23 protein-coding genes are annotated in these 23,456 nt (G+C 73.0%); 6 read left to right on the top strand and 17 right to left on the bottom strand.

The window, feature by feature from the left end:
* Positions 1-368: 368 nt before the first annotated feature.
* From ACH4VX_RS32270 to ACH4VX_RS32280, 3 genes are all read right to left on the bottom strand, one after another.
* Positions 369-1,526, bottom strand: coding sequence for an ROK family transcriptional regulator (locus ACH4VX_RS32270; RefSeq protein ID WP_398372453.1), 1,158 nt, complete (start codon positions 1,524-1,526; stop codon positions 369-371).
* A gap of 95 nt (positions 1,527-1,621) precedes the next feature.
* Complete coding sequence (locus tag ACH4VX_RS32275) at positions 1,622-2,278, bottom strand: response regulator (RefSeq protein WP_398372454.1); 657 nt, start codon at positions 2,276-2,278, stop codon at positions 1,622-1,624.
* A gap of 14 nt (positions 2,279-2,292) precedes the next feature.
* The gene (locus ACH4VX_RS32280) at positions 2,293-3,462 is read right to left on the bottom strand and encodes a sensor histidine kinase (protein ID WP_398372456.1); all 1,170 of its coding nucleotides are present in this window, start codon (positions 3,460-3,462) and stop codon (positions 2,293-2,295) included.
* Positions 3,463-3,570: 108 nt separating this feature from the next.
* Here ACH4VX_RS32280 and ACH4VX_RS32285 point away from each other — a divergent pair, with 108 nt between their 5' ends.
* Both ACH4VX_RS32285 and ACH4VX_RS32290 read left to right on the top strand, forming a co-directional pair.
* Positions 3,571-4,491, top strand: a complete 921-nt coding sequence (locus tag ACH4VX_RS32285) for an ABC transporter ATP-binding protein (RefSeq protein WP_398372457.1) — start codon at positions 3,571-3,573, stop codon at positions 4,489-4,491.
* A 2-nt stretch (positions 4,492-4,493) separates the two neighbouring features.
* A complete protein-coding gene (locus ACH4VX_RS32290; RefSeq protein WP_398372459.1) occupies positions 4,494-5,219 on the top strand; it encodes an ABC transporter permease in 726 nt (241 codons plus the stop codon).
* Positions 5,220-5,692: 473 nt separating this feature from the next.
* On the opposite strand, the gene mug is transcribed toward ACH4VX_RS32290, so the two are convergent.
* The 8 genes from mug to ACH4VX_RS32330 all read right to left on the bottom strand — a co-directional run bounded on the left by mug (position 5,693) and on the right by ACH4VX_RS32330 (position 15,443).
* Positions 5,693-6,241, bottom strand: coding sequence for a G/U mismatch-specific DNA glycosylase (mug, locus tag ACH4VX_RS32295; RefSeq protein ID WP_398372494.1), 549 nt, complete (start codon positions 6,239-6,241; stop codon positions 5,693-5,695).
* Positions 6,238-7,680 carry an adenylosuccinate lyase gene (gene purB / locus ACH4VX_RS32300; protein WP_398372461.1) on the bottom strand — a complete coding sequence of 481 codons (1,443 nt, stop codon included), beginning with the start codon at positions 7,678-7,680 and terminating at the stop codon, positions 6,238-6,240. Before purB ends, mug begins: the two co-directional genes overlap by 4 nt.
* A 72-nt stretch (positions 7,681-7,752) precedes the next feature.
* Positions 7,753-8,529: an SGNH/GDSL hydrolase family protein gene (locus tag ACH4VX_RS32305; RefSeq protein WP_398372463.1), complete on the bottom strand. Its 777-nt coding sequence runs from the start codon at positions 8,527-8,529 to the stop codon at positions 7,753-7,755.
* 58 nt (positions 8,530-8,587) lie between these two features.
* On the bottom strand, positions 8,588-9,601 hold the full coding sequence (locus ACH4VX_RS32310) for a hemolysin family protein (protein ID WP_398372464.1): 1,014 nt from the start codon (positions 9,599-9,601) through the stop codon (positions 8,588-8,590).
* Positions 9,598-10,965: a hemolysin family protein gene (locus ACH4VX_RS32315; RefSeq protein WP_398372466.1), complete on the bottom strand. Its 1,368-nt coding sequence runs from the start codon at positions 10,963-10,965 to the stop codon at positions 9,598-9,600. The genes ACH4VX_RS32310 and ACH4VX_RS32315 overlap by 4 nt, the downstream gene beginning before the upstream one ends.
* A 158-nt stretch (positions 10,966-11,123) precedes the next feature.
* Positions 11,124-11,549 carry a GNAT family N-acetyltransferase gene (locus ACH4VX_RS32320; RefSeq protein ID WP_398372468.1) on the bottom strand — a complete coding sequence of 142 codons (426 nt, stop codon included), beginning with the start codon at positions 11,547-11,549 and terminating at the stop codon, positions 11,124-11,126.
* A gap of 470 nt (positions 11,550-12,019) precedes the next feature.
* On the bottom strand, positions 12,020-14,587 hold the full coding sequence (locus ACH4VX_RS32325) for an ABC transporter permease (protein ID WP_398372469.1): 2,568 nt from the start codon (positions 14,585-14,587) through the stop codon (positions 12,020-12,022).
* Positions 14,588-14,591: 4 nt separating this feature from the next.
* Positions 14,592-15,443, bottom strand: coding sequence for an ABC transporter ATP-binding protein (locus ACH4VX_RS32330; protein ID WP_398372471.1), 852 nt, complete (start codon positions 15,441-15,443; stop codon positions 14,592-14,594).
* Positions 15,444-15,649: 206 nt separating this feature from the next.
* On the opposite strand from ACH4VX_RS32330, the gene ACH4VX_RS32335 reads away from it, so the two are divergent.
* Together ACH4VX_RS32335 and ACH4VX_RS32340 are read left to right on the top strand one after the other, a co-directional pair.
* Positions 15,650-15,889 carry a toxin-antitoxin system HicB family antitoxin gene (locus ACH4VX_RS32335; RefSeq protein WP_398372473.1) on the top strand — a complete coding sequence of 80 codons (240 nt, stop codon included), beginning with the start codon at positions 15,650-15,652 and terminating at the stop codon, positions 15,887-15,889.
* 4 nt (positions 15,890-15,893) lie between these two features.
* Complete coding sequence (locus ACH4VX_RS32340; RefSeq protein ID WP_398372475.1) at positions 15,894-16,268, top strand: fic family toxin-antitoxin system, toxin component; 375 nt, start codon at positions 15,894-15,896, stop codon at positions 16,266-16,268.
* Here the strand turns inward: ACH4VX_RS32340 and ACH4VX_RS32345 are convergent, their stop codons facing one another.
* The 4 genes from ACH4VX_RS32345 to bioB form a co-directional block, all read right to left on the bottom strand.
* Entirely contained in the window at positions 16,269-16,970 is a 702-nt protein-coding gene (locus ACH4VX_RS32345) for a class I SAM-dependent methyltransferase (protein WP_398372478.1), read from the bottom strand. It abuts the gene before it with no gap.
* Between the two features lie 68 nt (positions 16,971-17,038).
* Positions 17,039-17,755, bottom strand: coding sequence for a dethiobiotin synthase (gene bioD, locus ACH4VX_RS32350; RefSeq protein WP_398372480.1), 717 nt, complete (start codon positions 17,753-17,755; stop codon positions 17,039-17,041).
* 1 nt (position 17,756) lies between these two features.
* A complete protein-coding gene (locus tag ACH4VX_RS32355; RefSeq protein ID WP_398372482.1) occupies positions 17,757-19,037 on the bottom strand; it encodes an adenosylmethionine--8-amino-7-oxononanoate transaminase in 1,281 nt (426 codons plus the stop codon).
* Positions 19,030-20,181, bottom strand: a complete 1,152-nt coding sequence (gene bioB, locus ACH4VX_RS32360; protein ID WP_398372484.1) for a biotin synthase BioB — start codon at positions 20,179-20,181, stop codon at positions 19,030-19,032. Before bioB ends, ACH4VX_RS32355 begins: the two co-directional genes overlap by 8 nt.
* 147 nt (positions 20,182-20,328) lie before the next feature.
* Here bioB and ACH4VX_RS32365 point away from each other — a divergent pair, with 147 nt between their 5' ends.
* On the top strand, positions 20,329-21,456 hold the full coding sequence (locus tag ACH4VX_RS32365; protein ID WP_398372486.1) for an 8-amino-7-oxononanoate synthase: 1,128 nt from the start codon (positions 20,329-20,331) through the stop codon (positions 21,454-21,456).
* Positions 21,457-21,509: 53 nt separating this feature from the next.
* Here ACH4VX_RS32365 and ACH4VX_RS32370 read toward each other — a convergent pair whose 3' ends face one another.
* Positions 21,510-21,734: a DUF397 domain-containing protein gene (locus ACH4VX_RS32370; protein ID WP_398372487.1), complete on the bottom strand. Its 225-nt coding sequence runs from the start codon at positions 21,732-21,734 to the stop codon at positions 21,510-21,512.
* A gap of 9 nt (positions 21,735-21,743) precedes the next feature.
* Complete coding sequence (locus tag ACH4VX_RS32375) at positions 21,744-22,604, bottom strand: helix-turn-helix domain-containing protein (protein ID WP_398372489.1); 861 nt, start codon at positions 22,602-22,604, stop codon at positions 21,744-21,746.
* A 211-nt stretch (positions 22,605-22,815) separates the two neighbouring features.
* Here ACH4VX_RS32375 and ACH4VX_RS32380 point away from each other — a divergent pair, with 211 nt between their 5' ends.
* Complete coding sequence (locus tag ACH4VX_RS32380) at positions 22,816-23,277, top strand: ATP-binding protein (RefSeq protein ID WP_398372491.1); 462 nt, start codon at positions 22,816-22,818, stop codon at positions 23,275-23,277.
* Positions 23,278-23,456: the final 179 nt, after the last annotated feature.

Consider the following 23,456-nt stretch of genomic DNA (forward strand, 5'->3'; position numbering starts at 1 on the left):
GGGCCCCTGGGCCCTGTCGTCGAATTCCCGCCTGCCCCGCGACGCCGTGCGCGCCCTCTCGCCGCAGCGGGCCCTGATCCTCGTACTGGACGTACTCGGGTCAGGGCCCGGCACGCCGGGGGCACGCACCCGATGCCGCAGGGCCCGCTCTCCGGGCGGACGGCGGGAATGTGACGACGGGACCTGGGAGATGTCGTTTGGATCTTGCCGGGGTCGCGGTGTCCGGCACGCACCTCCGCGGCGTCGTCGTCGGTCCTCGACGCTCCGCGTCGGCTCCCTCCTCCGCCTCGCGGCCGCACGCACCGGACCCCGCCCGGCTCGGCTGTGAGGCGCCGTCGCCCGAAGCCGGCCTGGTCCAAACGACACCCCTAGCGGCGCGCGGTCACCGTGCCCTCCACCGCGAAGAGTTGTTCCTCCACGTGGTCGAGGGCGAGACGGACCGCGCCGGTGGCGACCGCAGCCTCGCCGAGGTGGGACAGGGTGACCTTCGGCGGGCGCAGGCAGTAGCGGGCCAGTTCGCGGCGCAGCGGCTCCAGGACGCCGTCCAGGCCGGCCGCCCAGCCGCCGATCACGACCAGCTCCGGGTCGAGGGCCAGCACCAGTGCCGCCACGTCGTGGACGAGCCGGCGGATGAACCGGTCCATGGCCGCCAGCGCCCGCTGGTCGCCCTCGCGGGCCTGGGTGAAGACCTCGGCGACCGCCTGCTCGTCGAGTGGGTGCAGCGGTTCGTCCGTGGTGGACAGCAGGGTTTCGGGGGTCGCTTCCCGGCCCAGCAGATGCAGTGCCCCGATCTCGCCGGCCGCCCCGCCGTACCCCCGGTGCAGCCGCCCGCCGATGAGTGAGCCGGCGCCCGGGCTCAGCCCGGCCAGCACGAACACCACGTCGTCGGTCCCCCGGGCGGCGCCCTTCCAGTGCTCGGCGACGACAGCCGCGTTGGCGTCGTTCTCCACCAGCACCGGACACCTGAAGGACCGGCTCAGGCGTTCGCCGAGGCCGAGTCCCGTCCAGCCGGGCAGCGCCGTGCCCAGCCGCACCGTGCCGTCCGCCTCCACGATCCCCGGCGTGCCCACGCCCACGGCCCGCAGCGAGCCGCGCGGGACACCGGCCCGCCGCAGCAGCTCCGCGACGGCCGTGCTGATCCGCTCCAGCCGCTCGTCGGCGTCGACGGTCTCGTCGACGTCCCGCGCCTGGGCGCCGATCACCCGGCCGTCCAGATCGGCCAGCAGCGCGGCCACCCGGTGCACCCCGATCTCCAGGCCGAGCAGGTGCCCGGCCTCCGCCCGGAACCGGAACCGCCGCGCCGGCCGTCCCTGCCTCCGCGCGGCCCCCTCCTCGGCCGCCGTCTCCACGACGAGACCCGCCTCGATGAGCCCCTCCACGACGCCCTCGACGGTCGGCCGGGACAGCCCCGTCACCCGGGTCACCTCGGTCAGCGTCGCGCAGTCCGTGGCCCGCAACGCGTGCAGCACCACCGCGGAGTTGATCCTTCGCAGCAGCGAGGGGTCCCCGCCGGTCAGCCGACCCACCGTCCGTCCTCCCAGCTCGTGCGCGTGTTGGGCGGATCGTACTCGGCGCCGCCGACCCCGGCGACCTCCGGGCACGGCCGCCCCGGGGACGCCGTTCAGCCCGGCGTCACGAAGCCCGACTCGTAGGCCGCGATCACCGCCTGGGTCCGGTCCCGCGCCCCCAGCTTCGCCAGCACGGCACTCACATGGGACTTCACCGTCTCCGTCCCCACCACCAGCCGCGCGGCGATCTCCGCGTTCGTCAGGCCCCGCGCCATCAGCCGCAGCACCTCCCCCTCGCGCTCGGTCAGCCGCGCCCGATCCAGCACGTCGCGCGCCGCGCGGTTGCCGTCGGCGTACTCGGCCGCGAGCCGGCGCACCGAGGCGGGGAACAGCAGCGACTGGCCCTCGGCGACCAGCCGCACCGCGTGCACGATCTCCGCGGGCCGCGCCCGCTTCAGCAGGAACCCGTCGGCGCCCGCGCGCAGCGCCCCGTACACGTACTCGTCGTTCTCGAACGTCGTCACGACGAGGATCTTCGGCGGCGCGTCGACCGACCGCAGCAGCGCGCGCGTGGCCTCGATCCCGTCCATCAGCGGCATGCGTACGTCCATGGCGACCACGTCCGGCCGCAGTTGCCGCACCAGCGGAATGACCGCCGCACCGTCGGCCGCCTCCCCGACGACCTCGATGTCCGGCTGCGCCTCCAACACGGCCCGCAGACCCGCGCGTACGAGGGGTTCGTCGTCGACGAGCAGAACGGTGACCGGCATCCGGCCAGCCTAGATCAGCGCATCGGCAGCTCGACGCGCACCCGCCAGTCGCCCTCGTCGGGGCCCGTCCACGCCCGGCCGCCCAGGAGTGCCGCGCGCTCGCGCATGCCGCGCAGACCGCTGCCCCGGCCGGGCCCGGGTACCGCCCCGGTGAACGGATTGCGGACCTCCAGGCCGAGCGAGTCGTCGTCGACCGCGATACGGACCCGCACGGGGACGGCACCCGCGTGCCGCAGCACATTGGTCAGGGCCTCCTGGAGGATGCGATACCCCTCCCGGGAAACCGGCCCGGGCACGGTGTCCAGGGGCCCGGTCATGTCGACGTCGACCTTCGCGCCGGACGTCCGCGCGGACTCCAGCAGCCGGTCGGCGTCCGTGAGGGTCGGCCGGCCGCTGACCGGCCGCCCGGACTCGCGCAGGACGCCGAGGACCCGCTCCAGGTCCTCCAGCGCGGCCCGGCCGGTCTCCTCGATGGCGTCCAAAGCCCGGTCGGTGAAGGCGGGATCGCCGGCCGCGCGGGCGGCGCCCGCCTGCACGACGGCCACGGTCAGGGCGTGGCCGATGGAGTCGTGGAGCTCCCGGGCGATACGGGTGCGTTCCAGGAGCTGCTCGGTGCGTTCCTCCATGGCGGCCAGCCGCTCGGCGGGGGAGGGACCGAGCAGCCGGTGGGCCAGCGCCGTGATCAGATGGCCCGGGGCGACCACGGCCACCGCCAGGGTCACCAACGCCGGGGGCAGCAGGAGGACGTGCCACCCGTCGTGGCCTTCGAGGAGGAGCAACTCGCCGGAGGCCGTGTCCCCGCCGAACGCCGCCGCCCCCAAGTCCACCGTGGCCATGAGCAGGTTCACGGTGAACACGGAGGTCGCGCAGCCGATCAGCAGCCGCGCCTGAAGCCATACGACGAGCCTGCCCCGGTCGCTCCAGGAGGCGGACGGCGCGACGACGACACCGGCGCTCTCGCTGTCGTGCCGCTGACCGGTCAGCAACAACCTGGCCTGCAACCCCTCCACGGTGCGCATCGCGGGCACCAGCCCGACGGGGACGAGCACCAGGGCCGCCGCCGCCCAGGTCCACCACGCCTCCTCGAGAAACAGCCACAGCGACGGCCACACGATCGCGATGAACAGATGCAGCAACCGTGTGTACGTCACCGTCCGCCCGAACGGGCGCAGCAAACGGACCATGCCGTCATCGTGCCAGCCGTCACCGACGAGGGACCTCCCCCGCACGGGGGAGACGATCTCCACCGGCGGGGGAGGCCCCGCCCTCGTACGAGCCGTCACGCTGCTGTCATGACCAGCATCGACGTCCAGGACCTCACCAAGGAGTACGGCACCCGGCGAGCCGTCGACCACCTCACCTTCCGCGTCCTGCCCGGCCGCGTCACCGGATTCCTCGGCCCCAACGGCGCCGGCAAGTCCACCACCATGCGCCTGGTGCTCGGCCTCGACCACCCCACGTCCGGCTCCGCCACCATCGGCGGCCGGGCGTACGCCACCCTTCCCGAACCCCTGCGTCACGTGGGCGCCCTGCTCGACGCGCAGGCCGCGCACGGCTCCCGCACCGGCCGCGACCATCTGCGCGTCCTGGCGTCGAGCCACCGGATCCCGGACCGCCGGGTCGACGAGGCGTTGGAGGAGACCGGCCTGGGCCCGGTGGGGCGCCGCCGGGTGCGGACGTACTCCCTGGGCATGCGCCAGCGGCTGGGCATCGCCGCCGCGCTGCTCGGGGACCCGGCGGTGATCATGCTCGACGAGCCCTCCAACGGCCTCGACCCGGAAGGCATCGTATGGATCCGCACCCTGCTGCGCCGGCTCGCGGACGAGGGACGGACCGTCCTGGTCTCCAGCCATCTGATGAACGAGACCGCCTCCTTCGCCGACCACCTCGTCGTCCTCGGACGGGGCCGGCTCCTCGCCGACACCCCGATGCGGGAGTTCATCGACGCGCGCGTGCGCCCCGCCGTCCGCATCCGCACCTCCGACCCCACCGCCCTCAAGAGCGTTCTCGCCGGGCACGGTCACGACGCCGTGGAACACCCCGACGGCCACTGGACCGTGCCGGACGCGCGCGTGGACGACATCGGACGCCTCGCCTCTGCCGCGGGGGTGCCGATCCTCGAACTCACGGCGCACGAGGGCACGCTGGAACAGGCATATCTGGACCTGACCGCCGCCGAGACCGAGTTCGCCGCGCAGCCCCAGGAGGCCTGACCGTGCAGTTCGCATCCGTTCTCCACGCCGAGTGGCTGAAGATCCGCACCGTCCGCTCGCTCCCCGGAACTCTGCTCGCGCTGTTCGCCGCGACCACGGCGTTCTCCGCGATCGCCGGGGTCTCGAACACGTCGGACCCCGAGTTCGACCCCCTGTTCATGGCCCTGTCCGGTGTCGCGCCGGGCCAGATCGCCGCCATCTCCTTCGGCGCCATGGCCGTATCGGCGGAGTACCACAACGGGGCCCTGCGGCTCTCGCTGGCAGCGGTCCCGCGGCGCGGACGCTGGTTCGCCGCGAAGGTCACGGCCATCGCCGTCCCCACGCTGGCCGTGAGCCTGCTGACCGCCCTGGCCGCACTCCTCGTGGCGCGGGCGGGGCTCGGCCCGGCGGCGAGCGGCCTCACCCCGGCCGAGCAGATCCGCGGTGTCGTGGGCTGCGGCCTCTACCTCACGCTGATGGCCCTGTTCGCCGCGGGCCTGGCGACCCTGCTGCGCAGCGGAGTGGCCACGCTCTCCGTGCTGATCCCGTTCGTCCTCGTCGTGTCCTTCGTGATCGGTGACGCGGCCGGCACCGTCGTCGACTTCCTGCCCGACCGCGCCGGACAGGTGGTCCTGCACGAGACCTACGACGGAACCCTCGGCCCCTGGTCGGGACTCGCGGTGACCGCGCTGTGGACGGCCGCCGCCCTGGTGGCCGGGGCGTGGAGCCTGCGCCGCCGGGACGCCTGACCGGAAGCCGGCCGGCGCCCCCCGGCTGCCGGGGGCGGCGGGTTTACCGGAGCCATGGACATCGCCCGGCACATCGCCCTCATCGACGAGCTGTGCTTCCGTCCCTTTCCGGCGGAGCACGGCCCCTCGGACGTCGGCTTCGGGGGACCGGTGACGGACCGGGCGGCGATCCCGCGCGGTGGGCGGTCACGGTGGACCGGTTCGAGAAGGACCGCGACGCCGTCTACGAGGTGCCGGCCTCCCGCTGGGGTGACGTCGGTCCCTGGACCCTGCGGACGGTCCCGCCGCGCACGGAGGGGGAGGAGACACCCGAGCCGTGGGCCTGGCTCGGTGCCCGCGCCGGCGTGGCCTGGCTGTGGGAGGTGCAGGGCACCGGCCGCTGGGTCGCCGTGGCGGTCGCCGACCGGGACCCGGGCGACGCGATCCGGTTGCTGGCGGTGTCACGGAAACAGCCCCGCCCTGACCACCGGCCGTCACTGCTCGGCCGCGGCCTGCCGCAGCCGTCCGAACTCCTCCGCCAGCGTCGCCGGCGTCCAGTGGGCGTTCAGTCCGCTGGGATTGGGCAGGACCCACACGCGGGTGTCGCCGATGGTCCGCGCCTGCGGCCCGACTCGTGCCTTCCGGTCGTCGAACGCCGCGCGGTACGCGGTGACCCCCACCACGGCCAGCCACCGCGGCTGCAGCCGGGCCACCTTCAGGGCGAGCAGCCGCCCGCCCTCCCGGTACTCCTCGGCGCTCAGCTCGTCGGCCCGCGCGGTCGCCCGCGCCACGACATTGGTGATCCCGAGCCCGTACGACAGCAGCTCCCGCTGCTCGGACGGCAGCAGCAGCCGGGGCGTGAAACCGGAGCGGTGCAGGGCCGGCCAGAAGCGGTTGCCGGGGCGGGCGAAGTGGTGGCCGGTCGCGGCCGTCATCAGACCGGGGTTGATGCCGCAGAACAGCACGCGCAGGCCGTCCGCGACCACGTCCGGTACGAGGCGGTCGCGGGCGGCCTGAAGCTCCTCCTGGGTGAAGCGCGTCAGAGGATCGCTCCCGGGGTGTACCCGGCGGCCTCCGGGCGCTGCTTGACGATCTCGTCGACGCGGCCGACCACGGTGGCGACCTGGTCGCTCGCGGCACCGGTGAAGGACAGCTTGTCGGCCATCAGCGCCTCCAGCTCCGCGCGGCCGAGCGGCAGCCGCTCGTCGGCGGCGAGCTTGTCGAGGAGGTCGTTGCGCTCGGCGCCCTGCTCCCGCATGGCGAGGGCGGTGGCGACGGCGTTCTCCTTGATGGCCTCGTGCGCGACCTCGCGGCCGACGCCCGCGCGCACGGCGCCCATCAGCACCTTGGTGGTGGCGAGGAACGGCAGGTAGCGGTCCAGCTCCCGGGCCACGACCGCCGGGAAGGCGCCGAACTCGTCGAGCACCGTCAGGAACGTCTCCAGCAGACCGTCGAGCGCGAAGAACGCGTCCGGCAGCGCGACCCGGCGCACCACCGAGCAGGACACGTCGCCCTCGTTCCACTGGTCGCCGGCCAGCTCACCGGTCATCGAGGCGTAGCCGCGCAGGATCACCATCAGGCCGTTGACGCGCTCGCAGGAGCGGGTGTTCATCTTGTGCGGCATCGCGGACGAGCCGACCTGGCCCGGCTTGAAACCCTCGGTCACCAGCTCGTGCCCGGCCATCAGCCGGATCGTCTTCGCCAGCGACGACGGCGCGGCGGCCAGCTGCACCAGCGCGGTGACGACCTCGTAGTCGAGCGAACGCGGGTAGACCTGACCGACGCTCGTGAACGCCTGCGAGAAGCCCAGGTGCCCGGCGATCCGCTGCTCCAGCTCCGCGAGCCTGCCCGCGTCACCGCCGAGCAGGTCCAGCATGTCCTGCGCGGTGCCGACCGGGCCCTTGATGCCGCGCAGCGGGTAGCGGCCCAGCAGCTCCTCCACCCGGCCGTACGCGACGAGCAGCTCGTCGGCGACGGTGGCGAACCTCTTGCCGAGGGTGGTGGCCTGCGCGGCCACGTTGTGCGAGCGGCCGGCCATGACCAGCTCGCCGTACTCACCGGCCAGCCTGCCCAGGCGGGCCAGCACGGCCACCGTACGGTCGCGCACCAGCTCCAGCGAGAGCCGGACCTGCAGCTGTTCGACGTTCTCGGTGAGGTCGCGGGAGGTCATTCCCTTGTGCACGTGCTCGTGCCCGGCGAGGTCGTTGAACTCCTCGATCCGCGCCTTCACATCGTGCCGGGTGACCTTCTCGCGCTCGGCGATCGAGGCCAGATCGACGGTGTCGAGGACACGCTCGTAGTCGGCGATCGCCGCGTCGGGCACCTCGATCCCGAGGTCCTTCTGGGCCCGCAGCACGGCGAGCCAGAGCTGCCGCTCCAGCCTCACCTTCTGCTCGGGCGACCAGAGCGTGGCGAGCTCGGCGGAGGCGTAGCGTCCGGCGAGGACGTTCGGGATACGGGGCTTGGCGGGCGCAGCAGTCACGTACAGGGAGTCTACTGGCGATTCCTGCAGGCCGGCGCCACCGGGTGGCCTGGAGGAAACCACAAGGCGGGGCTACAGGCCCTCGTAGGGCAGCAGCTCGGGCCGCTTCGGCGGCAGACCGTCGCCCGAGGAACGGCCGGTGAGCCGGCGGCCGATCCACGGCAGCAGGTACTGCCGGGCGAACCGCGCGTCCGTGACCCGTCGCGCCACCCAGCGCGGCGGAAGCGATGCCTCCGGGGGCAGATGCCACTCGGGGTCCTCCGGAGGGTGACCCAGTGTCTGCCACACCGCCTCGGCGACCCTGCGGTGCCCGTCCGCGGTCAGATGCAGCCGGTCCACGTCCCACAGCCGGGGGTCGGCGAGCGAGGGCGCCCCGTACAGGTCGACGACCAGCGCGCCGTGCCGTTCGGCGAGCTCGTCGACGCACTCGAACAGCGCCTCCATGCGCGGGCGGAAGCGCTCCAGGACCGGCCCCTGGCGGCCGGGGCTGCGCATCAGCACCAACTGCTCGCAGTGCGGGGTCAGCCGCTCCACGGCCTCGGTCAGCAGATCGCGGACCATGCCCATGTCGCACTTGGGCCGCAGGGTGTCGTTGAGCCCGCCGACCAGGGTGACGACGTCGGCCCGCATGGCGACGGCGACCTCGACCTGCTCGTCCACGATCTGCCGGATCAGCTTGCCGCGCACCGCGAGGTTGGCGTACCGGAAACCGGGAGTGGTGGCCGCCATCCGCGCGGCGAGGAGATCGGCCCAGCCCCGGTAGGTGCCGTCGGGAAGGAGGTCCGACATGCCCTCGGTGAAGGAGTCGCCCAGGGCGACGAGGCTGCTGTGGGTGGGATTCGTCTGCATGGCGACACAGATGGTATCCCGTGGCACATACCCGTCGGTCGGTCGCCCTTCCCCGTGCTCAGGCCCGCTGCCCGAACAGCTCCTGCAGCACGTCCTCCATGGTCACCAGCCCGGCCAGCCGCCCGTCGGACCCGAGGACGGCCGCCAGATGCGTACGGCTGCCCCGCATGGCGGTGAGGACGTCGTCCATCGGCGTGCTCTCCCGCACGCGCGCGATGGGCCGCATGTCACCCAACCGGAACGGAAGGTCCCGCGGCGAGGCGTCGAGGGCGTCCTTCACATGCAGATAGCCGACGATCCGCCGCTGCTCGTCCACCACCGGGAAGCGGGAGAACCCGGACTCCGCCGACAGCCGCTCCAGTCCCTCCGGGGTGACCCCCACGCTCGCGTAGACCACGTGTTCCAGCGGCATCACCACGTCCCGTACGGGCCGCCGGCCCAGCTCCAGCGCGTCGTGCAGCCGTTCGCGCGCGCGGTCGTCGATGAGGCCCGCCTCGCCGGAGTCCTTCACGATCTGGGCCAGCTCGGCGTCCGAGAAGGACGCGGCGACCTCGTTCCGTGTCTCGACCCGCATCAGCTTCAGCAGCGCGTTGGCGAACGCGTTGACCGTGAAGATCACCGGGCGCAGCGCGCGGGACAGCGCCACCAGCGGCGGACCCAGCACCAGGGCGCTGCGCACCGGCTCGGCGAGCGCGATGTTCTTCGGCACCATCTCGCCGAGCAGCATGTGCAGATACGTCGCGAGCGTCAGCGCGATCACGAACGACACCGCGTGCCCCGCGCCCTCCGGCACACCCACCGCGTGGAACACCGGTTCCAGCAGATGCGCGATGGCCGGCTCGGCGACGACGCCGAGGACCAGCGTGCACAGCGTGATGCCGAGCTGCGCGGCCGCCATCAGCGCGGACACATGCTCCAGACCCCACAGCACGCTCTTCGCGCGCCGGTCGCCCCTGTCCGCGTACGGCTCGATCTGGCTGCGGCGGACCGAGATCAGGGCGAACTCGGCGCCGACGAAGAAGGCGTTGACGACCAGCGTCGCCAGGCCGATCAGCAGCTGTACGACGGTCATCGCCGCGCCCCCCTGTCATCCGTGGCCACGGCCGTCCGCCGTTCCACCGTGTGCCGGTCGTCGAGGGGCGCGTGCAGCAGGACGCGTGCCGCGCGGCGGCCGGTGGCGTCCACCACGTCCAGGCGCCAGCCGGCGACCTCGGAAGTGTCACCGACGGCCGGGATGCGGCCCAGTTCGGCCGCCACGAGTCCGGCGAGGGTCTCGTACGGCCCCTCCGGCGCGCGCAGGCCGACCCGGGCGAGCTGGTCCACCCGCGCGGAGCCGTCGGCCGAGAACAGGGAGCGCCCGCTCTCATCGGTGCCGGCCCGGGCCAGGTCGGGGGTCTCGTGCGGGTCGTGCTCGTCGCGGACCTCGCCGACGACCTCCTCGACGATGTCCTCCAGCGTGGCCACGCCGGCCGTGCCGCCGTACTCGTCGATCACCACGGCCATGGTGCGCCGCCCGGAGAGCCGGTCGAGGAGACGGTCGACGGTGAGCGTTCCGGGGACCAGCAGTGGTTCGCGCATCAGCTCCGACACGGGCACCCGGGCGCGGCGCTCCGCGGGCAGTGCCAGTACGTCCTTGACGTGCGCGGTGCCGACGACCGCGTCGAGGGTGTCGCGGTAGACGGGGAACCGGGACAGCCCCGTCGCCCGGGTCACGTTCGCCACGTCCTCACAGGTCGCCCGCACCTCCAGCGCGATGACCTGGACGCGCGGTGTCATCACGTTCTCGGCGGTGAGGTCGGCGAGATTCAGCGTGCGGACGAAGAGCTCGGCGGTGTCCGGCTCCAGGGCGCCCTCCCGGGCGGAGTGCCGGGCGAGGGCCGCGAGCTCCTGAGGCCCGCGCGCGGACTCCAGTTCCTCGGCGGGCTCCACGCCGATGCGGCGCACTATGCGGTTGGCCGTGTTGTTCAGATGCGTGATGAACGGGCGGAAGGCCGCGCTGAACCAGCGTTGCGCGTTGCCCACCCGTCTGGCGACGGTCAACGGCGAGGAGATCGCCCAGTTCTTGGGCACCAGCTCGCCGACCACCATCAGGAACACCGTCGACAGGGCCGTGCCGATCACCAGGGCGAGGGAGCGGGCCACCGGGCGGGAGACGCCGATGTCCTCCAGCGGTCCCGCGATCAGCGCGGCGATCGACGGCTCGGCCAGCATGCCGACCACCAGGTTGGTGACCGTGATGCCGAGCTGCGCGCCGGACAGCTGGAAGGTCAGAGCGCGTACGGCCTTGAGCGCGCCCGCGGCCCCCCGCTCGCCGCGCTCGACGGCCCGCTCCAGCTCGGCCCGTTCGACCGTGGTCAGGGAGAACTCGGCCGCGACGAAGGCGCCGCAGGCGAGCGACAGCAGGATCGCCGCCAGAAGGAGGAGCACTTCGGTCATCGGGTCACCTCTGTCCCATGGTCGGACAGGACGGGAACGGATGCGCGATGTCGTGGACCGGGGGCTCGCCCATGGGCGGACGCACACAACCTTTCATGGAGGACCGAGGGGCCGTCCAAGGGTAAAGGATCGGCAAAGGGGCGCCGTCGGGCCGTGGATCACCCGGTGAGGGGCTTCACCCAGCGCCGCCAACGTTCCTCCCGCGTGTACCCGGCGGCGCCCCATGCATGGCGGGCGGTCCCGTTGCTCTCGAGCACCATCGCGTCCGCGCGGCGCCCGCCGAACCGTACGAACCGCTCCTCCGCGGCGGTCAGCAGCGCGGAGCCGATGCCCCGACGGCGACGGTCCGGGTGCACCGCCAGCCGGTAGAGATGGCACCGCCAGCCGTCGAAGCCCGCGATCACCGTGCCGACCAGCTCACCGCCGCTCTCCGCGAGGATCAGCGCCCCGGGATCACGGGCGACCAGCCGTTCCACGCCGTCCCGGTCGTCACTGATGCTCGTGCCCTCGGCGGCCACCTTCCAGAAGGCCAGCACGGTGTCGAGGTCCTCGGGCGTCGCGGCCCGTACACGCAACTCGGTCATGCGGTGATCACAGCACGCGGGGTCCCGTACGACAGGCCATTCCACGATCCGGACCACCCCGACCGCGCGAGCCGCCCCGCCCCGCCCCCACCCGTCCGTGACGCCCGCTGTGGGCCGCGTGCCCTGCCCGGACTCGTCCGGCGCCTGTCCCGTGGGGGCGGCGGGGTCCCGTGCGGCCGCGTCCGGCGACCGCCTTCCGCACGGGGCGGCACGGCCACGCCCGGCGACGCCTCCCCGCGTGTGCGGCATGCTCCGGGTGTTCCGCCCACCCGACACGCCGGGCCGGGCACGCCGTGCCGACTCGCGGCGACGGCCGCCGGCCCGCCCCGCCGGCTCCCACGCGGCGCCACGGGGTCCGCGCGTCCGCACGGGCCGTGTGCCGCAACCGCTGCCGGGCGGGCCCGCGACCGTCGGACGGGCCCGCACGCGGGCGAGGGGCACGCGACGGCCCCCTGCGCGCCCGTGCGGGGTCACTCGTGCGCGATGGCCTCCAGCACGTTCATCCGGGACGCCCGCAGAGCCGGCAGCAGGGCCGCCGCGATGCCCACCACCGCCGAGCCGATGACGACCGAGACGACCGTGCCCCAGGGGACGGCGAGGGCGGTCATGCCCTGGAGGGCCAGGACCTGCTGGATGCACAGGCCCCAGACCAGCCCCAGCGCGAGTCCCAGAACCGCGCCGAACACGGCGATCACCACCGACTCCAGCCGGATCATCCGCCGCAGCTGCCGCCGGGACAGGCCGATCGCCCGCAGCAGACCGATCTCGCGCGTGCGCTCCACCACCGACAGCGCGAGGGTGTTGACCACGCCCAGCACCGCGATGACGATCGCCAGCCCCAGCAGCGCGTACACGAGGTACAGCAGGACGGCGATCTGGTCGTGCACCAGCTCCTTGTAGTCGGCCTGGTCACGGGCCTGCACCTGGGGATACGGCTCCAGCGTCGTCTCCAGCCGGTCGCGCAGTTCGTCCACGCTCGTCCCCGCGGCGGCGTTGACGTACAGCGCGGAGTCCTGCCCGCCCGGCACGTACTCCTCGACCGTCGCGATGCCGAAGACCAGCCCGCCCTGCGTCCCGAAGCCCTCACCGCCCTCCATGTCGGTGAGGGCGGCCACCGTCAGCTCGGTGCTCCTGCCGCCGGGGAACTCGACCGGGACCGTGCCGCCCATGCGGACGCCGTGCTCCTCGGCGAAGTCCGCGTCCATGGCGATGTTGCCGTCCGCCAGCGCGGCCGCCGTGCCACCGCTCGCGTACGTCACGCGCGCGACCTCGTCCGCCCGGTCGTCGTACCCGGCGGCGGTGGTCTCGACCCGCTCCCCGTCCGGCAGCCGTACCGCCACCGGCGCGAACCGCTGCCGTACGACCAGCCCGACGCCCTCCGTGTCCCGGACCCGGTCGGTGACCTCCTGGGAGAACGGCACGAAGTTGGCGTTCTGCAGCACGAGGTCGGCGCCCAGCGTCTTGTCGATCTGCTCGTCGAAGGAGCGGGACATCGAGGCGCTGGCCACCGACATCCCGCCGACCAGGGCGAGCCCCACCATCAGCGCGGCGGCGGTCGCGCCGGTACGGCGGGGATTGCGCAGGGCGTTGCGCTGGCTCATCCGGCCGACCGGGCCGAACAGCGCGGGGAACGCCCCGCCCAGCACCCGGATCACCGGCCGCACCAGCAGCGGACCGGCGATGACCGTCGCGATCAGCGTGAGGACGACACCGAGCCCCAGCAGCGAGGCCGCCGAGGAGGTCTCGCCGGCGAGTACGCAGCCCACCAGCGCGGCCGCGCCGAGAGCGCCCACCGAGGAACCCACCACCGCGCGGGTGCGCAGCGGCCGTCCCACCCCGGCGATCTCCGCGTCGGCCAGCGCGGCCATCGGTGACACGCCCGCCGCGCGGCGGGCCGGGAGATACGCCGCGACGAAGGTGACACCCACGCCGACGACGTACGCGGTGACGGGCGTGGGCCATCCGACGACCATCTCCGTGGTCTTCAGGTTCATGCCGAACACGCCCATGAGCCGGATCAGCCCGAAGGCGAGCCCGACACCGGCCGCCAGCCCCAGCGTCGAGCCGACCAGACCGAGCAGCACCGCCTCGGTGAGCACCGACCGGCGTACCTGCCTGCGGTCGGCACCGAGTGCCCGCAGCAGGCCGAGCTCACGGGTCCGCTGGGCGATCAGCATCGAGAAGGTGTTGACGATCAGGAACACGCCCACCAGGACCGCGATGCCGGCGAATCCCAGCATCACGTACTTGATCACGTCGAGGAATCCGCCGAGTTCCTCGGCGGCCGTCTCGGCCAGCTCGTCCGCCGTCCTCACCTCGTAGCTTCCGCCACCGAGCTCCGCGGTGACCCGGCGCTTCAGCTCCGCGTCGGTCACGCCCGGCGCCGCGTCCAGGGAGATGCTCGTGGCCCGGTCCGCCGAGCCGAGCAGTCTGGTGGCCGCCACCTCGGGGTCGAGGAAGACCAGCGCCGCGCCGGGGTTCGTGGTGGTGAACGTGGCGATCCCGACGATCTCCACCCGGAACGAGCCCGGCTGCGCCTGCACGGACAGCGCGTCCCCGATCTCCACACCCTTGGTGTCGGCGGTGTCCGCGTCCAGCACGGCCTCGCCGTCGCCGCGCGGGGCGCGGCCGGAGGTCAGCTCCACCACGCTGCGCTCGCTGACGTACCAGTCCACCGCGAGGGTCGGCGCGCCCGTGGTCGGCCCCACCGACTCGCTGTCGCTGTCGACGACCGTGATGTTCGAGGCCTCGACGTCCGGATGGGCCGACCCGACGCCGTCGACACGGGCCAGCTCCCGCACCAGCGAGGCCGGTACCGTCCGGACGGCGCCCGTGGGCACCGACGACTCCAGGTCCTCCCGGGGCTCCACCGTCACATCGGCGGAACTGGACGCGAACAGCCGGTCGAAGGTATGGGAGACCGTGTCCGAGAAGATCAGGCTGCCCGCGACGAACGCCACGGACAGGACGACGGCCAGCGCGGACAGCAGCAGCCGCCCCTTGTGTGCGAGAAAGCTCCGCAGCGTCGCCCGCAGCACGGCGTCAGTCCTTCTCGGAGGTCTGCTCGCCGTCCGCCGGGACAGTGCCCGGGGCCGGGCCGTCGGCGTCGTCCGCGGGGGCGCGGAGCGCGTCGAAGCGCTTCATCCGCTCCAGCACCGACTCCGCCGTGGGCTGCCGCATCTCGTCCACGATCCGGCCGTCCGCGAGGAAGAGCACCAGATCGGAGTGGGCGGCGGCGCCCGGGTCGTGCGTGACCATCACGACGGTCTGCCGGAGCGAGTCCACGGCCTCGCGCAGAAAGCCGAGCACTTCGAGACCCGCGCGGGAGTCGAGGTTGCCGGTCGGCTCGTCCGCGAAGATCAGCTCGGGCCGTGAGGCCAGCGCCCGCGCGCAGGCCACCCGCTGCTGCTGGCCGCCCGACAGCTGTGCGGGCCGGTGCCTGAGCCGGTCCCGCAGCCCCAGCGTGTCGATGACCTGGTCCAGCCACTTCTCGTCGGGCTTCTGGCCCGCGATGTCCATGGGCAGGGTGATGTTCTCCCGCGCGTTCAGCGTCGGGATGAGGTTGAACGACTGGAACATGAACCCGATCCGGTCCCGCCGCAGCCGGGTCAGCTCACGGTCCTTCAGACCGGTTATCTCGGTGTCTCCCAGCCACACCTGTCCGGCGGAAACGGTGTCGAGCCCCGCCAGACAGTGCATGAGCGTGGACTTCCCGGACCCCGACGGCCCCATGACGGCGGTGAACCGTCCGCGCACGATGTCCACGTCCACCGAGTCCAGGGCGAGCACGGTCGTCTCGCCCGAGCCGTACGCCTTGGTCAGTCCGCGGGCGCGGGCCGCGATCCCGTCGGCCGACGCGAGGCCGGGGGCGTGCTCCGCAGCAGGTGTGGACAAGGCCGCCTCCTCCGAGTGGACGTCAGGTCGTGCTCGTCGCGCCGAGGGTAGTGTGATCCGGCCCACACCCGGTATCCCCCGTGGGTGCAGGTCCGTCTCCACCCCAGGTCTGGTACCTGATGCCGGTGTAAGGGGCACGTTCTTCACGTTCCTCGGCCCCGCCGCAGCGCTTGCCGCTGCTAGCGTCCCGGCGCTAGCTTCGAGGTATGGCGAAGACCCAGCTGAACGTGCGCGTGGACGAGGGCACCGCCCGCGCGGCGCGGGAACGTGCCCTTGCGCGCGGGATGAGCGTGAACCGCTACATCGAGGAACTGGTCCGGCAGGACACCGGTGAGGCGGGCAGAGCGTTCGTCGAGGCCGCCGCCGACTTCATGAAGCAGTACGAGAACGTCTTCGCCGAGGAGTTCGGCAAAGAGCGCGAAGGCACGCGCGAAGGTCGCCGCTGAGCCGTTGGACAACCTGCGCATCGACCTCGCGTGGCTGCTCATGCTCGCCGAGCGGCAGACCCCGGGGGACCCCCGGGTCACCGACTGGGGCGCCCTCGTCGCCGCCGTCGCACGCCACGAGGCCGAGATCTTCGACGTCCCCGTCTACGACAGCCCGCACGCCCGCGCCGCGTCGATGCTCCAGCTGCTGATCCACATCCCCGCGCTGGAGCGTTCCAACGCCCTGTTCGCCTCCGCCGTCGCGTACGGCTATCTCGTCGCCGGCGGTCTGAAGGTCGTCACCTCGCCGGAGCAGGTGCGCGATCTGGCCCGGCTCGTCAACGACGGCGAGGCGACCGTGGACGACATCGCGGCCGAGCTGCGCCGCTGGTACGAGTGATCAGCTCCCGGTGGCCGCCGCGTCGCCCGCCGGCCGCCACGCGGTGCCCATGACGCAGTACGAGGTGGGCAGCGCCGGCCCCTTGTCCGGCATCAGCATCCGCCGGTACGGGCCGAGCTCGAACCCCGCCTCACGCAGCGCGCCGACCGGGTCCCGCGCCACGTGGCAGCCACCGGCCAGCGTCGGCCACACCGTCCGGTCCAGTGCCCGCTGGGTGAGGTGCATGACCCGGCCGCCGCCCCTGCCGTGCTCGAAGAACCGCACCTCGCCGCCCGGCCGCAGCACCCGCCGCAGCTCCGCGAGCGCCCGCGGCACGTCCCGGACGCTGCACAGCACCAGCGAGAGCACCGCCGCGTCGAACGCCTCGCTCTTGACCGGCAGCGCCTCCGCCGCACCCGGCGCGACATCCACCGGCACCTGCGCGCGCAGGGCGGCCTCCACGGCCAGCGCCCGCAGCTCCCGCTCCGGTTCGATGGCGACGATCTCCGAGACGGTCCCCGGATAGTGCGCGAAGTTCAGACCGTTGCCCGCGCCGACCTCGATCACCCGGCCGGACAGCCCGCCGAGCAGTCTGCGCCGCACCCCGGCCATCCCCCCGCGGGTCTCGGCGGCGACGCTGAGCCGGGCATAGCACCGCGCGAACAGAGGATGGTGCACGGCATCCCGCTCCACCTTCGTGGACCGGCCGGACGGTAGTTGCATGAGGACCTCCCCCAGGACTGGCCTACGCCGATTCTCCCCCGAACGGGTGATCCACACCCCCGCTGTCGTCAGGGTGCCTCGCGCACCCGGAACGTCTCCGCGTCCCAGGTTCCCTCCAGCCGGGGCGCCAGCCAGTGCGGTGCCGAGGCCCGGAACCCGGCGGGGTCCAGCGCGCCCGCCCCGGCCGGTACGGCGCCCAGCAGCGGGGCACCGGTCACGTCCGGCAGATCCAGCAGATTGCACCGCGAGGCCAGGTCCGGTTCGGCGGGCCAGCTGCCGATCACCACACCCGCCAGGTCCAGTCCCCGTCCGCGCAGTTCACGGGCCGTCAACTCCGTGACGTTCAGGGTGCCGAGCCCGGCCGACGCCACCACCAGCACCGGCGCGGCCAGCAGCGCCGCCGCGTCCGCCAGCGTCCCGCCGGCCGCGTCGAACCGTACGAGCAGCCCGCCCGCGCCCTCCACCAGCACCAGATCGTGCTCCGTGGCCAGCTTGGCGGCCCGCTCCGCGACCTCGTGCGGATGCACCGGCGCCCGGCCGGCCCGGCGGGCCGCCGTGGCCGGCGCCAGCGGATCCGGGTACCGGGCCAGTTCGGCCGTCGTCACCGCGCCGGCGAGCCGGGCGACCTCCTCGGCGTCCCCCGGCTCGTCCGGCCGCACACCCGTCTGCGCCGCCTTCAGCACGGCCACCGACCGGCCGGCCGCCAGCGCCGTGGCGGCCACCGAGGCCGTCACCACGGTCTTGCCGACCTCGGTACCCGTACCCGTGATCACCATCACCGGCATGTCATCCCTCCTTCGCCGCCGCGCACACCGCGCGGGCGATGCGCGCCACGTCCGCGTCACCCGTGACGTACGGCGGCATGGTGTAGATCAGATCGCGGAACGGCCGCAGCCACACGCCCTCACGCACGGCGGCCTCCGTGGCCGCCCGCATGTCGACGGCGTGATCGAGCTGGACGACCCCGATGGCACCGAGCACCCGCACGTCCCGCACACCGGGCAGTCCGGCCGCCGGCGCGAGCCCCTCCCGCAGGCCCGCCTCGATCCGCTCGACCTCGGAGAGCCAGTCCTGGCCGAGCAGCAGCTCGATGGAGGCGCAGGCCACGGCCGCCGCCAGCGGATTGCCCATGAACGTCGGACCGTGCGCCAGCACCGGCACCTCACCGCGCGAGATGCCTCTCGCCACCCGCGCGGTGCACAGCGTCGCCGCCAGGGTCAGATAGCCGCCGGTCAGCGCCTTGCCCACACACATCACATCCGGCGTCACCGCCGCGTGCTCCGCCGCGAACAACGCGCCCGTGCGCCCGAACCCGGTCGCGATCTCGTCGAACACCAGCAGCACGTCGTGCGCGTCGCACACCTCGCGCAGCACCCGCAGATACGCGGGGGAGTGGAACCGCATTCCGCCCGCGCCCTGGACCACCGGTTCCACGATCACCGCGGCCAGCTCGCCGGCGTGCCGCTCGACCGTCGACCGCAGGTGCTCCGCGTACGCCTCCTCGTACCCGGCCGGCGGCTCGTCCGCGAAGACCTGGCGCGGCAGCACCCCGGACCACAGCTCGTGCATCCCGCCCTCGGGGTCGCACACCGACATCGGCTGCCAGGTGTCACCGTGGTAGCCGCCCCGCCAGGTCAGCAGCCGCCGCTTCTCCGGGCGGCCCAGCGAACGCCAGTACTGCAGGCACATCTTCACCGCGACCTCGACCGACACCGACCCGGAGTCGGCGAGGAAGACATGCTCCAGACCGTCCGGCGACATGTCGACAAGCAGCTTCGCCAGCCGTACGGCGGGCTCGTGGGTGAGCCCGCCGAACATCACATGACTCATCCGCTCCAACTGCCCGCGCGCGGCCTCGTCGAGCACCGGGTGACGGTAGCCGTGGATCGCCGACCACCAGGACGACATCCCGTCGACCAGTTCGCCCGAGCCGTCGGCGAGCCTCAGCCGCACCCCGCTCGCCGACTCCACGACGAGCGGTTCCTGACGGCCCGGCATGGGCCCGTACGGATGCCAGACATGCCGCCGGTCGAGCTCCAGCAGTTCGGCGACGGACCGCTCAGGCATTGGGTGCGAGGTCCGTTCCGGCACCCCGGCGGCGGACGGCGACCAGGTCCGTACGAGGCTCCTCGGGCGTGCTCCCACAGGAGTCCGCGGTCGCCGAACCGCACACACCGGCGCCCTCGTGCGAGGTGCAGCCGCCGCCCGCGCGGTGCTCCGGCAGTGTCACCTCGCCGGTGCCCTCCACCTCGAACCCGGCGTCCGCGATCATCTCCAGGTCCGCCTTGCCGGCCTGGCCCTCGCTGGTGAGGTAGTCGCCGAGGAAGATCGAGTTGGCCAGGTGCAGCGCGAGCGGCTGCATCGTGCGCAGGTGCACCTCACGGCCGCCGGCGATCCGCACCTCGACGTCCGGGCAGACGAACCGCGTCATCGCCAGGACGCGCAGGCACCGCTGCGGGGTGAGGTTCCACTCCTTGGCGAGCGGCGTCCCCTCGAACGGGATCAGGAAGTTGACCGGCACCGAGTCCGGGTCCAGCTCACGCAGCGAGAAGACCACGTCGACCAGGTCCTCGTCGCTCTCGCCCATGCCGGCGATCAGACCCGAGCAGGCGGAGAGCCCCGCGGCGTGCGCCTTCCGCACCGTGTCCACCCGGTCGGCGTACGTGTGCGTGGTCGTGATGTCCCCGTACGTCGACTCGGACGTGTTGAGGTTGTGGTTGTAGGCGTCCGCGCCCGCCTCGCGCAGCCGCTCCGCCTGGCCGTCGGAGAGCAGACCGAGACAGGCGCACACCTCGACGCCCTCGTTCTGATCCTTGATGGCCTTGATGGTGTCGGAGACCCGGTCCACGTCACGGTCGGTGGGGCCCCGGCCGCTGGCCACCAGGCACACCCGCTTGGCGCCGCCCGCGAGACCGGCGGCGGCCGCCTGCGACGCCTGGTCCGGCTTGAGCCAGGTGTACTTCAGGATGTCGGCCTTGGAGCCGAGCCGTTGGGAACAGTAGGAGCAGTCCTCCGGGCACAGGCCGGACTTGAGGTTGACGAGATAGTTGAGTTTCACCCGTCGGCCGAACCAGTGCCGCCGCACCTTCCCGGCCGCGGCCACCACATCGAGCAGGTCGTCGTCGGACGTCGCGAGGACGGCCAGAGCTTCCCCGCGGGTCGGCGTCTCGCGCCGAAGCCCCTTGTCCACCAGCGTGTTCAGCAGGTCCATGAAAGCCGATCCTGTCCTACCCGCCCCGCCCGGGCCAAGGAGAGTTCGTACAACAGAGGCACTTCGAGGTGTGGGTATTGCCACACAGTGGTCCGTCCGGCCTCCCGCTAATGTCTGTGCACTGCCTACAAAATCCCCGGAGGACCCATGGCGTTCGGCTGGATCGACGAGCAGGCGGAACTGCGCCGCCGGGCCGGACTCGTACGCGCCCTGCGCCCCCGGGCCGCCGACACGCCCCTGCTCGATCTGGCGAGCAACGACTACCTGGGCCTGGCCCGGCATCCGGAGGTCACCGAGGGTGCCGCACGGGCCGCGCGGACCTGGGGCGGCGGGTCGACCGGCTCCCGGCTCGTCACCGGTACCACCGAACTCCACACCGAACTGGAACGCGAACTGGCCGGATTCTGCGGCTTCGAGGCGGCCCTGGTCTTCTCCTCCGGCTACGCGGCCAACCTCGCCGCCGTCACCGCGCTGGCCCCGCACGGCTCCAGGATCGTCTCCGACGCGGGCAACCACGCCTCGCTGATCGACGGCTGCCGCCTGGCCCGAGGTGCGACGCAGGTCGCGGCGCACTCCGATCCCGACGCCGTGCGCAAGGCGCTGGACGGGCACGACGGACCCGCGGTCGTGGTGTCCGACACGGTCTTCTCGGTGGACGGCGACGCCGCCCCGCTCACCGGGCTCGCCGCGGCGTGCCGGGAGCACGGCGCGGGACTGGTGCTCGACGACGCGCACGGTCTGGGCGTGCTCGGCGACGGCGGGCGCGGGGCCCCGCACGCGGCGGGACTGGCGGGCGCCGACGACGTCGTCGTGACGGTGACGCTGTCCAAGTCGCTCGGCAGCCAGGGCGGAGCGGTGCTCGGCCCGGCCCGGGTGATCGAACACCTGGTCAACGCGGCCCGGACGTTCATCTTCGACACGGGGCTCGCCCCCGCCGCGGCGGGGGCGGCCCTGGCGGCCCTGCGGCTGCTGCGCCGCGAACCCGGGCGCGCGGCACGGGCGGGCGAAGTGGCGCGGGAACTGCACTCCCGGCTGACGGCCGCGGGTCTGGAAGCGGTACGTCCGGACGCCGCGGTCGTCTCCGTGCGTGTCCCTTCCCCGGAGCAGGCCGTGCGATGGGCGGCCGACTGCCGGGCGGCCGGCCTGTCCGTGGGCTGCTTCCGTCCTCCTTCCGTGCCCGACGGCATCTCACGGCTCAGACTGACCGCCCGCGCGGACCTGTCCGGGGTGGAGATCGAACGCGCTGTACGGGTGATCGGCGAGACGCGGCCATGAGTCGGCGGGGCACGGCCGTGCGTCGCCGGAGGACGGGTCGACCGGTCGGCTCGTCAGCCGACCGAGGTCACGAACTCCGTCCAGCCGGCGGGGGAGAAGAGCAGCGCGGGCCCGTCCGGGGCCTTGGAGTCGCGCACGGCGAGCAGTCCGGCCAGGGGGCCGGTGGCCGGCCGGGCCGTCTCGACGCAGTTGTTCGCACCCGTGCTGTAGCTGCTGCGCAGCCACCTCACATCGTGCAGTGCGAGGCTGGAAGGGATGGTCCGAGGCGGTACGGGCATCGTGCCTCCTTACACGCCGGCGGCTGCACCGGCGATGAAATCCAACGAGTCCTCGGGTGAAAGGGCGTGGATCGAGAGGGCATTGAAGGCCTCCGAATACACCCGGAGGTCTTCTTTCCGCTCCAGATGGAGGCTACTCGTCAAGTGGTCGAGAACAACCACGTCCAGATCAGAAGTGCGCGAAAATGAAAAGATTACGAAAGGACCGGTGACGCCGATGTGCGCGCCGGCGCTGAACGGCAGGACCTGCAACCGCACTTGGGGGAGCCGGGCCGCCTCGACCAGCCGGGTCAGCTGACGGGTCATCACGCCGGGACCGCCGACCTCCCGGCGCAGCACCGCCTCGTCCAGGACCGCGCTCAGCTCCAGCGGCGGCGTCGCCCGCAGCACGTCCTGCCGGGCCAGCCGCACCTCCACCAGTGTGTCCAGGCGCTCCTCCGACGCACCCTCCAGGGCCGCCTCCGTCACCGCGCGCGCGTACTCCGGCGTCTGCAGCAGTCCCGGGATCACCGTGGTCTCCAGGGTGCGCATCGCACTCGCCTGCGACTCCAGGCTGATGAAGTCCCGGTAGGTCGGCGGCAGTACACCGCGGTAGGCGTGCCACCAGTGGTGCCGGCCGCCGCCGTCACCGGAGCCCGACAGCACCAGCAGCAACTCCCGCAGCTGCGGGTCGGCCACGCGGTAGACGTCGAGCAGTAACCGCACGTCGGGCGGTTTCACCCCGCTCGTACCCGTCTCGATCCGGCTCACCTTCGACTGGTGCCAGCCCGCCAGCCGGGCCGCCTCACCGCTGGTGAGTCCCGCCGAGGTGCGCAGCGCGCGCAATTCGGCGCCCAGTTTCCGGCGGCGCACCGCGGGACCGTGCTGCATGACTTCTCCTTACTCCTTCCGAGTCGCCCGGATACGGTCTCCCGTCGCAGAGTTCACCGCTTTGAGCGACAGATATATGCATATCTTGGTGGTTCGCCGTCCTGTGCCGTGTGGTGATGGCAGTCTGGCGGCGAAGCACCAGTGCGGGACCGTACTCGAACCATCCGCTCCGTGTCGGACTGCGGTCCCGTGGGAAAGGGACGACGTCGCCATGGCAGACCATCTGGAAGCATCCGTCACTCTGCCGAGCGATCCCGCCTCGGTCTCGGCCGCCCGCGCCCATGTGGTGGGCGCGCTGGAGGAATGGGGCATGCCGGCGGGCACGGAACTGTGCGACACCGTCCGGCTGATCGTCTCCGAACTCGCCACCAACGCGGTGCAGCACACGTTCGGGCAGTCACCCACGTTCACCGTGGACGTCGTCCTGGTCCGTGACGAACGGGTGCACATCGGTGTCACGGACAGCCACCCGAGGCTCCCCAAGCGGCTGCCCGCGGCGGTCCAGCAGGACAACGGCCGCGGGCTGGTCATCATCCGCTGGCTGACCGCGGAATGCGGCGGCAGGCTCAGAATCCGCCCCACGCGTGAGGGCGGCAAGACCGTATCGGTCGAACTCCCGTGGGCCGTCCAGGCCGTCGAAGCGGTCACGGCGACGGGACAGCAGGAGCAGTAGTGGGGCGGCGGGGGGGGGGGGGCCCGGGGGGCCCCCCCCCCCCCCCCCCCCCCCCCCCCCCCCCCCGGCGGGCCCCCCCGCCCCCGCTTCTCTCCGCCTCGAGGCCGGGTCCGCGTACGGCCTCTCGTGTGAACACCCCGCGAGGCGCGCACACTTTGCGCATTTTGTCTGCTTAACAT

Source organism: Streptomyces sp. NPDC020731 (genome assembly GCF_044334705.1).
In the GTDB taxonomy this organism is placed as follows: Bacteria; Actinomycetota; Actinomycetes; order Streptomycetales; family Streptomycetaceae; genus Streptomyces.

What these genes read in the sequence shown, in the direction of transcription:
- ACH4VX_RS32380 (WP_398372491.1), top strand. Translation starts at nt 22,816, where the DNA reads ATGGCAGACCATCTGGAAGCATCCGTCACTCTGCCGAGCGATCCCGCC.
- ACH4VX_RS32310 (WP_398372464.1), bottom strand. Translation starts at nt 9,601, where the DNA reads ATGACCGTCGTACAGCTGCTGATCGGCCTGGCGACGCTGGTCGTCAAC.
- ACH4VX_RS32305 (WP_398372463.1), bottom strand. Translation starts at nt 8,529, where the DNA reads ATGCAGACGAATCCCACCCACAGCAGCCTCGTCGCCCTGGGCGACTCC.
- ACH4VX_RS32275 (WP_398372454.1), bottom strand. Translation starts at nt 2,278, where the DNA reads ATGCCGGTCACCGTTCTGCTCGTCGACGACGAACCCCTCGTACGCGCG.
- ACH4VX_RS32365 (WP_398372486.1), top strand. Translation starts at nt 20,329, where the DNA reads ATGGCGTTCGGCTGGATCGACGAGCAGGCGGAACTGCGCCGCCGGGCC.
- ACH4VX_RS32375 (WP_398372489.1), bottom strand. Translation starts at nt 22,604, where the DNA reads ATGCAGCACGGTCCCGCGGTGCGCCGCCGGAAACTGGGCGCCGAATTG.
- ACH4VX_RS32370 (WP_398372487.1), bottom strand. Translation starts at nt 21,734, where the DNA reads ATGCCCGTACCGCCTCGGACCATCCCTTCCAGCCTCGCACTGCACGAT.
- ACH4VX_RS32335 (WP_398372473.1), top strand. Translation starts at nt 15,650, where the DNA reads ATGGCGAAGACCCAGCTGAACGTGCGCGTGGACGAGGGCACCGCCCGC.
- ACH4VX_RS32285 (WP_398372457.1), top strand. Translation starts at nt 3,571, where the DNA reads ATGACCAGCATCGACGTCCAGGACCTCACCAAGGAGTACGGCACCCGG.
- bioB (WP_398372484.1), bottom strand. Translation starts at nt 20,181, where the DNA reads ATGGACCTGCTGAACACGCTGGTGGACAAGGGGCTTCGGCGCGAGACG.
- ACH4VX_RS32280 (WP_398372456.1), bottom strand. Translation starts at nt 3,462, where the DNA reads ATGGTCCGTTTGCTGCGCCCGTTCGGGCGGACGGTGACGTACACACGG.
- ACH4VX_RS32320 (WP_398372468.1), bottom strand. Translation starts at nt 11,549, where the DNA reads ATGACCGAGTTGCGTGTACGGGCCGCGACGCCCGAGGACCTCGACACC.
- ACH4VX_RS32355 (WP_398372482.1), bottom strand. Translation starts at nt 19,037, where the DNA reads ATGCCTGAGCGGTCCGTCGCCGAACTGCTGGAGCTCGACCGGCGGCAT.
- ACH4VX_RS32315 (WP_398372466.1), bottom strand. Translation starts at nt 10,965, where the DNA reads ATGACCGAAGTGCTCCTCCTTCTGGCGGCGATCCTGCTGTCGCTCGCC.
- bioD (WP_398372480.1), bottom strand. Translation starts at nt 17,755, where the DNA reads ATGCCGGTGATGGTGATCACGGGTACGGGTACCGAGGTCGGCAAGACC.
- ACH4VX_RS32345 (WP_398372478.1), bottom strand. Translation starts at nt 16,970, where the DNA reads ATGCAACTACCGTCCGGCCGGTCCACGAAGGTGGAGCGGGATGCCGTG.